General features: G+C 35.9%; 8 protein-coding genes and 3 pseudogenes. 7 read left to right on the top strand and 4 right to left on the bottom strand.

Features of this window, described 5'->3' with window-relative positions:
• Positions 1–466: pseudogene (locus tag IHO13_RS03565) on the top strand (hypothetical protein); the annotation flags it as partial.
• Complete coding sequence (locus tag IHO13_RS03560; protein ID WP_225538306.1) at positions 417–689, top strand: hypothetical protein; 273 nt, start codon at positions 417–419, stop codon at positions 687–689. The pseudogene IHO13_RS03565 and the gene IHO13_RS03560, both read left to right, overlap by 50 nt.
• Before the next feature lie 54 nt (positions 690–743).
• Here the strand turns inward: IHO13_RS03560 and ribD are convergent, their stop codons facing one another.
• Both ribD and IHO13_RS03550 read right to left on the bottom strand, forming a co-directional pair.
• Positions 744–1,826 carry a bifunctional diaminohydroxyphosphoribosylaminopyrimidine deaminase/5-amino-6-(5-phosphoribosylamino)uracil reductase RibD gene (gene ribD, locus IHO13_RS03555; protein ID WP_225538305.1) on the bottom strand — a complete coding sequence of 361 codons (1,083 nt, stop codon included), beginning with the start codon at positions 1,824–1,826 and terminating at the stop codon, positions 744–746.
• The gene (locus IHO13_RS03550) at positions 1,826–3,025 is read right to left on the bottom strand and encodes a deoxyguanosinetriphosphate triphosphohydrolase (RefSeq protein WP_225538304.1); all 1,200 of its coding nucleotides are present in this window, start codon (positions 3,023–3,025) and stop codon (positions 1,826–1,828) included. The genes ribD and IHO13_RS03550 overlap by 1 nt, the downstream gene beginning before the upstream one ends.
• A 47-nt stretch (positions 3,026–3,072) precedes the next feature.
• Between IHO13_RS03550 and IHO13_RS03545 the strand changes: the two genes are divergently transcribed.
• Both IHO13_RS03545 and IHO13_RS03540 read left to right on the top strand, forming a co-directional pair.
• A complete protein-coding gene (locus tag IHO13_RS03545; protein ID WP_225538303.1) occupies positions 3,073–3,531 on the top strand; it encodes a HesB/IscA family protein in 459 nt (152 codons plus the stop codon).
• Between the two features lie 32 nt (positions 3,532–3,563).
• Positions 3,564–4,253, top strand: coding sequence for an ABC transporter ATP-binding protein (locus IHO13_RS03540; protein ID WP_225538302.1), 690 nt, complete (start codon positions 3,564–3,566; stop codon positions 4,251–4,253).
• A gap of 235 nt (positions 4,254–4,488) precedes the next feature.
• Here IHO13_RS03540 and IHO13_RS03535 read toward each other — a convergent pair whose 3' ends face one another.
• Positions 4,489–5,187 carry an alpha/beta hydrolase gene (locus IHO13_RS03535; protein ID WP_225538301.1) on the bottom strand — a complete coding sequence of 233 codons (699 nt, stop codon included), beginning with the start codon at positions 5,185–5,187 and terminating at the stop codon, positions 4,489–4,491.
• A gap of 160 nt (positions 5,188–5,347) precedes the next feature.
• Here IHO13_RS03535 and IHO13_RS03530 point away from each other — a divergent pair, with 160 nt between their 5' ends.
• The 3 genes and pseudogenes from IHO13_RS03530 to IHO13_RS03520 all read left to right on the top strand — a co-directional run bounded on the left by IHO13_RS03530 (position 5,348) and on the right by IHO13_RS03520 (position 6,879).
• Complete coding sequence (locus tag IHO13_RS03530) at positions 5,348–6,499, top strand: cysteine desulfurase family protein (RefSeq protein WP_225538300.1); 1,152 nt, start codon at positions 5,348–5,350, stop codon at positions 6,497–6,499.
• A pseudogene (locus IHO13_RS03525) lies at positions 6,498–6,755 on the top strand (IS4-like element ISWosp8 family transposase); the annotation flags it as partial. The gene IHO13_RS03530 and the pseudogene IHO13_RS03525, both read left to right, overlap by 2 nt.
• Positions 6,652–6,879 carry a hypothetical protein gene (locus IHO13_RS03520; protein ID WP_225538308.1) on the top strand — a complete coding sequence of 76 codons (228 nt, stop codon included), beginning with the start codon at positions 6,652–6,654 and terminating at the stop codon, positions 6,877–6,879. The pseudogene IHO13_RS03525 and the gene IHO13_RS03520, both read left to right, overlap by 104 nt.
• A 29-nt stretch (positions 6,880–6,908) precedes the next feature.
• On the opposite strand, the pseudogene IHO13_RS03515 reads toward IHO13_RS03520, so the two are convergent.
• Positions 6,909–7,667 (bottom strand): annotated as a pseudogene (locus IHO13_RS03515) (Rpn family recombination-promoting nuclease/putative transposase); the annotation flags it as partial.
• Between the last annotated feature and the right edge of the window lie 366 nt (positions 7,668–8,033).

The following is an 8,033-nucleotide window of genomic DNA, read 5'->3' as shown; positions in this document are numbered from 1 at the left end:
TCGTAGATTTTGTGTTTCTTTGATTATTCCTGACTGTTATCAGAAGGGCTATAAGCTCAAAATTATACCTAAAGAAAATAACTTGATTGTATATGCATATTCATTATTAACCTCATTAAAGGAGGGTTATTATGAATACAAGCATATGGAAGTGGGAAACACATTACCCATAATAAAAATGAGCGTTGAAGGTACAGTTGCACTTGCATCTTTAGCGGCAGCAATAACAATGGTACTAATTGCTACTAATATAGTTGCTTTACCTGAGTCTTTAGTGTTTATTAGCACAATTGTTAATCCTATTGGAATTGCAGCTCTATTTATTGTTGCTATGTACTTTGCTACACTGGCTTATTGTTCGTATAAGCAAATGGGCAAGAATGAAGAAATAGGTGAAGCTAAGACATCAGCTAAAAATGCTAAAGCGACTAAAAAAGTATTCGGAGATAATTCAGAGCAAAATTGAAGCAAAAACTAGAGATTTAGTTACTGAAGAAGCATTAAAAACCACGCTGAAAGCAAAAGCTGACAAGAAGTATGTTGATGAGCAACTAGCTGAAAAAGCTGATGCATCTACACTGAGAGCAAAAGCTGAGAAGACCGAAATTGTACCAACAGTACTCAAATTGCCTGAAAATGATGTTAAGCAACTTAAACAGTTTCTTGGCTTACAAGAGCAAGTAGCTTAACCTGTTACAAGAGGTAGATTTTCTACCTCTTTCCTTTATTCAAGCATATAAAAGCTACTGTAATCTATCCCAAATCTCGATTATATCTTCATCAAAGTCTATTACTTCTGCTTTTTTTAATCGGTAGCAGTTGTTGATAGATTGGATTCCTAAATCTCCTATAAAAGCAGTAGCATCATTGCCTAGAATTTTACCGCTGCGGCAGATTATCAACCTGTCGATTAAATTATGCTTCAATAGCTCTGTGATTAGTATTCCTCCACCTTCAACTAACAACCTTGTTATGCCAACCTCTAAAGCAAGTTTTGATGCTGTGTCTTTTAGGCAGACTCTACCTGCACTGTTTGAATTAACTACTAGATAGTCAATGTTTTTTATTTTTCCCCCTACTTCTTTATTTGTGATCACCCAAGTTGTTACTTTGTCTGCAGTCTTTGCAATATTGTGCTCTTCTTTCAGTTTTTCCTGGCTATCTATAATTAGTCTTATGGGTGACCTATCTTCAAGTTTTGGTAATCTGCAAGTCAAAAGTGGATCGTCATTAATGAGTGTATTACTGCCAATCATAATTGCATCATATTTTGCTCTAAGCTCATGTACCCAATTCCTTGTGTTTTCGCTTGTTATCCATTTGCTATCACCTGTAAATGTTGCAATTTTTCCGTCAAGAGTTGTTGAAATTTTGCAAGCTGTAAATGGTCTGTGTAATTTTCGAGTGGTAAAGAAGCCAATATTCAATTTTTCTGCCTCCTCTTGCATAATTCCTTGTTTTACTTCAATTCCTGCTTCCTTTAGAGCTTTGATCCCTCCACCTAAAACTCTTGTGTCAGGGTCGATTGTTGCAATTACTACCCTTTTTATTCCAGCTTTTGTGATTTCCGCGGTGCAAGGTTCTGTAACTCCAAAATGGCAACATGGCTCAAGAGTAACGTACATAGTTGCACCATGAGTCGAATCTTTAGCACTTTGTAGAGCAACTACTTCTGCATGTGGGCGCCCGCCAACTCCTGTATGGCCCTCACCAACTACCACACCATCTTTTGCAATGACACACCCAACAGCAGGATTTGGTGCGACACTCCCGAGGTTTTTTTCAGCAAGTTTTAGTGCAATTGACATAAAATAATCGTCGGTCATTAGAAAGAAGTCATTTCATAGGAGGTATCAAAAATTCTTCTATGCTCGTGTATGGCAAATCTGTCTGTCATACCCGAGATGTAGTCACATATTACTACTGAACGCTTGAATTCATAAGAAAGCTTCTTCCACTCTGTGGGCAATAATCCTGGATTTTCATAAAAACATTGAAAGAGCTCCTGTACTATACGTTTTGTTTTGTTCATCGTTCTGTTTAGCTTATAGCTTCTATACATTTTTTCCATGTTGAATTTTTTCATTTCTTTTGTGGCATTTGCAACTTCTGGTGAAAATGTAACTAGTATCTTATTTAAACTTCTTACATCCTCTACGCTTTCTATTTTGTAATCTTCAATATTTTTTTTAGTCTGAGAAACAACATCACTTATCATAATTCCTATGGTTCTACTCAGTGATTCATGTATAAGTTTGCTCTGAGATAGTTTTGAATATTGGTTTTTTACATCTTTAAACGTGTCTCCGATTAAAGGAATATCGAACAAATCTTCTACAGTTGCTAAATTTGCTCTGAGTGCATCGTCAAGATCATGGACACTGTAAGCAATATCATCAGCAATTGAGGCAACTTGTGCTTCAATGCTTGAGAATTCTTCAAGTTTTAGATCATATTTTTCATTATATTCTAGCAATAGTTGATTATTTGTGTGGAATACTGCGTTCCGACCAAGCAAGGGACCATTATGCTTTGCAATGCCTTCAATAACTTCCCAACTTAGATTCATACCATCGAAGTCAGCATGTTTTTGCTCAAGATAAGTTAAAATCCTTATAGCCTGAACATTATGGTCAAATTCATACTCCTCGCTATTAAGATTCAAATCTTGAACTGATTTCTTTAGAGCGTTCTCTCCTGTGTGACCAAACGGAGGATGACCAAGGTCGTGTGCAAGCGCTATGCATTCAGTAATATCTTCATATAAACCGAGCCTGCGTGCAATAGATCTTGCGATTTGTGCAACTTCAAGGCTATGAGTAAGCCGAGTGCGATAGTAGTCATGTTCATAATTGATAAAAACTTGTGTTTTGTATTCCAATTTTCTAAACGCATTAGAGTGAATAACGCGATCCCTATCACGCTGAAAACAGCTACGGTTTTCATCTTCTGGCTCTTTAAAATATCTTCCTCTTGTTTTACTTGGGAAACACGCATAACTTAATAGAAAATTATTGTTTGACATATAAAATTTCCACTATAATAAATTATAAATAATAAATGGTAGTGACTATGTCAACAGATTACAATATTAACCTGACTGACAATGCGTTAAAGAAAATTCACTCCCTTGTAAAGCAGGAAGAGAACAAAAGTTCTGTTTTGCGGATTACAGTTTCAGGTGGTGGATGTTCTGGCTTCAAGTATAACTTTCTTATAGATCAAGTAAATAAAAGTCTATCTTTGAGTGATGACGATGATGATTATGATGATGAATTTGATGACGACGATGATGACGATTATGAAGAAAGACAGGATTATAGAGGTCATTCTAGCTTTAGTAGGAGAAGCAAAGATATAGTATTTAACGACGAAAATGGAAATCCTATATTAATGGTTGATAATTGTTCGGCGAAATTTTTAAATGACTCAGTTATAGATTATACTGAAGATCTAAGTGGTTCTGGGTTTCAAATAAAAAATGCTCTTGCTAAGTCTCAATGTGGGTGTGGTAATAGCTTCTCAGTTTAATTATTACTGGATGCCTTTTAGGCCTTTTCAACATGGGTGGTGACGTAGCACTAGAACTAACTTCTGTAGGTAAGAGCTTCAAAAAAGCTCCTGCTGTTATAAAAGATATAAACCTAAGGGTCGCGAAAGGACAAGTAGTTGCATTGACTGGCAATTCAGGATCAGGAAAAACAACTATATTGCAAATTGCGGGTTTATTAGATAAGCCAACTTCAGGTATAGTAACAATAGATGGAGTAAATTGTACACAAGCCAGCAATAAACATAAAACTCATATAAGAAGAAGTTTTTTGAGCTTTGTTTATCAATTTCACTATTTGTTACAGGAGTTATCGGTATTGGAAAATGTTATGCTTCCTCAACTTATTGCGGGAAGAAGCAAAACTGAGGCAATAAAAAATGCGCAGACAATGTTGGAAAATTTTGGTCTGGAAGACAAAGCAAGTAGTATGATATCTAAAATTTCTGGAGGAGAAAGGCAAAGAGTTGCAATTGCAAGAAGCGTTGTAAATTCTCCAAGACTTTTACTTGCAGATGAACCAACGGGGAATTTAGATCCAACAAATTCTTTAAATGTGTTTTTGCTGTTATATTCGTATGTAAAGGAAAATAATAGCTCTATGCTTATAGTAACACACAACTACCTCCTTGCAGAAAAGGCAGACTGTGTTTTACAGTTAAAGGATAAATCACTGGTAAAATTGCGAATGGATGCAATATAGAACTAAAATCTATTGAGCTACTACCTTGTACTTACCTAACCAATGGTCATTAACGGGGTATAGCCTACACGAAGTACTTTCATTGCCTCTTATACATGGACTTTTTAACTTATGTGACTTGCTTAGGGAACACCCTGGTAACATAGGTACAATAAAAACAAGAAATAACAACTTCCTAAACATAACAAAACCTCTTTGTTTACATTACTATACTCATTTTTCTTGTTTGTAAAGATTAAGCATACTCTCTTATTTTTACCTCTTTTTTGGTCTTTTTGGAAGAAATAGCTACACTATTCAAGCGCAGTTTTATATAGTCGTCTATAATTTGAACTACCTCCTCTTCTTTATCTCTTAAGAAATGATTAGTATCGTCTATAATGTGATATTCCATATGGTCACTTTTTACTGAGTTCATCAGCCTTTTTGCTAGTTCTGTTACATCGCTTTCTTCTGAGATTGTATCATTACTGCTTTGTATTATAAGCCCAGGAACCGGACAGGGAGAGAAAAAAGAGAAGTCATACTTTGTTGCTGGAGGAGAAAGGGCAACAAAACCTACTACCTCAGGGCGGCGCATTGTTAATTGCATGGCTACCCATGCTCCGAAAGAAAAGCCAACTATCCAAATTGGAACGTTGCTAGGATTATGTTCTTGGAGCCAATCGATAGCTACTGCAGCATCAGTTAATTCCCCTATACCTTTATCGAAAGTTCCGGTGGACTTTCCCACACCACGGAAGTTGATTTTCAATGCAGAAAAGCTGTTGCCGATAAAAGATGCGTATATATTATGTATTATTTTACTATTCATATTGCCACCATATTGGGGGTGGTGATGTAAAATTAGCACAACTGGCGCGTTAGCTTCTATACTTTGGTGATACTCACCTTCTATTTTTTTTGCTGCATTATTTAAAAAAACTTCTACCACGGTAGCTCCTAATAAAACCTGCTTGATAGGCATTAACTAATGTAAATCGTGTATATATTAATTATGTATTAATTTTACTGTTTTTGCAACAAGCTTTTTATCATGTTAAGCTGATATATATGACTGTTATAGCGAGTAGTAAAAAGTTTTCCTAAATTGAATGACAGATAAGCCTTCAAGTTCCTTTTCTTTAGGTAGTGATTACGTATATGCTGACTATAATGCAACCTCTCCAATTATCGACAGTGTAAAGAAGAGTATACTTGAGGTCTTATCAAAACAAATTCTGAATCCTTCATCATTACACAGAAAGGGACAAGAGGCGAGAAAGATTCTTCAGGATGCAAGAGATAATGTTCGTGGGATTATTGGTGCTTTAGATGATAAAGAGGTAGTTTTCACGTCTGGTGCAACTGAAGCAAATAATCTTGTTATGAAAGGAATGGTAGGCTATCGATATGTAATTTCAGCTATAGAGCATCCTTCAATTCTCAATTCTACATGCAATCCACATATAATACCGGTTAATCAAGAAGGTGTTGTTGATCTTTTAGAGTTAGAGAAGGTTCTGAGCAAACTCGAGGGAGATAGAGTAATAGTTTCAGCTATGATGGCTAATAACGAAACTGGGGTTATTCAGCCTGTTAAGGAAGTAGCTGAAATAGCACATAAATTTGGAGCAATCTGTCACACCGATGTTGCTCAAAGCGTTGGAAAAACTGAAGTTAATATGGAGGATTTAGGGGTGGATTTACTCACTTTATCTGCTCATAAATTTGGCGGTATAGCGGGTAGTGGAGTTTTAATATTCGACAAAAAACTTGTAATAGAGCCTATTGTAATAGGTGGTGGACAAGAGAAAGGATTACGAGGTGGTACAGAAAATATTGTTGCAATTGCAGGTCTTTCTGCTGCATTGCAGGATATTCCATATCTTTTGTCAAAAATGGATGAAATAAAGAAGCTACGCGATCAATTGGAGTGTGAGCTATTAAACCTTGCCAGCGGTATCAAAATCTTCGGTCAAAACTCCAAAAGGTTACCAAATACAAGTCTGATTTATATGCCGAAAGTAAGGAGTGACGTGCAGCTCATGCATTTTGACTTAAATAACATTGCAGTTGGCAATGGCTCTGCATGCTCTTCTGGAAAAGTTGAACCTTCCCATGTTTTGCTTGCAATGGGGGCAACAAAAGAGCAAGCAGAGTGTTCTATTAGAATCAGTATAGGTCAAAAAACTAAACCACGAGACGTAGAAAAAATAGTGAATTGTTGGTATAATATCTATAAGATGTATGGTTCCAGAGTATGATGCGCAAGGGCCTTGGAATCCAGATCAAATTGCTGAGTATCGTTTAAGTTTTTCAGTTTTATTTGGTGTAATGAGGAAGAAATTCTATCAAGTACTTATTGGAATTTGTTCACCAGAAAGCTTTTAAGCCTTTTTTGATAAAGCAAGTATGCGTGCTAAAGTTAAAATTCAACCAGGGAGATTGTATAGCCGCAATAAGGTGGATAAGTCCAAACGCCATCATGTCTTGGGGAGAGTTTGCAATAGAGGCTCTTAAGTTGATGCCGTTGTCTATTCAGCTGAGCGCTCTGAAATTAACTCATAACTTCTTTTTTGAGTTGTGCAATTCAGCTTTAGGAACTCCAATAGATTCAACTATCAAATCAACAGATACTAAGTAGGTCTTTAGCCACAACTATCTTGGCCTATTTTTACCCTCTGCTCTGCTTTTTTCAGTAGCATCATCAAGTTTTTGAGCGAGGATGTCTTCTTCTTTGCGTAGGTCCATTAATCTTTCTTCATACGCTATTAGATCTTTCTCATTCCAGAGAAACTTGTCTAATTTATCATATGCTAGCTTTATTATTGGTGATTTTTCTGCTATATTCCTTAAGTCTTCATCTGTAGTATCCTCTGCATGCTTAAAAAAAAGCACCACCTTTCTACTGTGCTTTCTAGCTGCTCTGCTTTATTCTTTTGGATTTTAGGCAACTCAACAAAGACAAACTGAGAATCTTTTTAGTAATGTCTATTGGTTTTTACATCTTGTATATTATGAGTAGAAATGTACTCAGTTTCCTTAGGGAATATCGTATTATCGGAAATAGCAGTAAAGAATACTGCCTTTAAATCGATGTACTCTCCACCTTTTCCAACTTACCTTGAATAAGCTTTAGCAGCATATAGCTGAGCACATTTCTCAAAACCTCTATCACGCAAGCTGCATCTCAATCACATATCTGAACCCACTAAAATCCTTGCAAAGAACGTCAACAATACTTTGTTTATCAGAGGCAATTTCAGGATTCATGTAGGTGCTAAGAAACTCAACTTCTTGTATAGTATCTATTCCGGTAAATCCTAAGATATCATTGAGAAAACAGATAAGAATGTTCTTGTTTTTCTCAGTGCCAAAGATTTTCTTGAAGGTTAAGTCCAATTTTGGATTGAGAAATTTTGATAAAGCCATGAGAGATTCACTTAAAAAATATTGAGAATTATACACAATTCTGTAGAAATATTCAATATCTTTGTTTCGAATGTGTTAAAAGCAAGTGGCCCTGTGATTAGCAGACCAGTACCTCATTCTCCTGTCATCCCAGTACTTGATACTGGTATCCAGTTTTCCATAAAAATGGTACATTTTAACATAACTTTTATGCTTACCTACTTAATAAAACTTCTAGATTCCAACGTCAAGCGCTGGAATAACAGATCTATGGGTGTATCCAAGTAGCCCCTTCTCTTGTCATCCAAGTAGCTAACACTTGGATTCAGGATGCTACTTTAATAATAGATATTTAAAATTTTTATCAGATGAGAAAAAAGGTAAAAG

The sequence above is a fragment of the Wolbachia endosymbiont of Mansonella perstans genome, from assembly GCF_020278605.1.
Classification (GTDB): Bacteria; Pseudomonadota; Alphaproteobacteria; order Rickettsiales; family Anaplasmataceae; genus Wolbachia.
The sequence above is the reverse complement of the archived record's forward strand: the minus strand, read 5'-3'. Positions and strand labels throughout refer to the sequence as shown.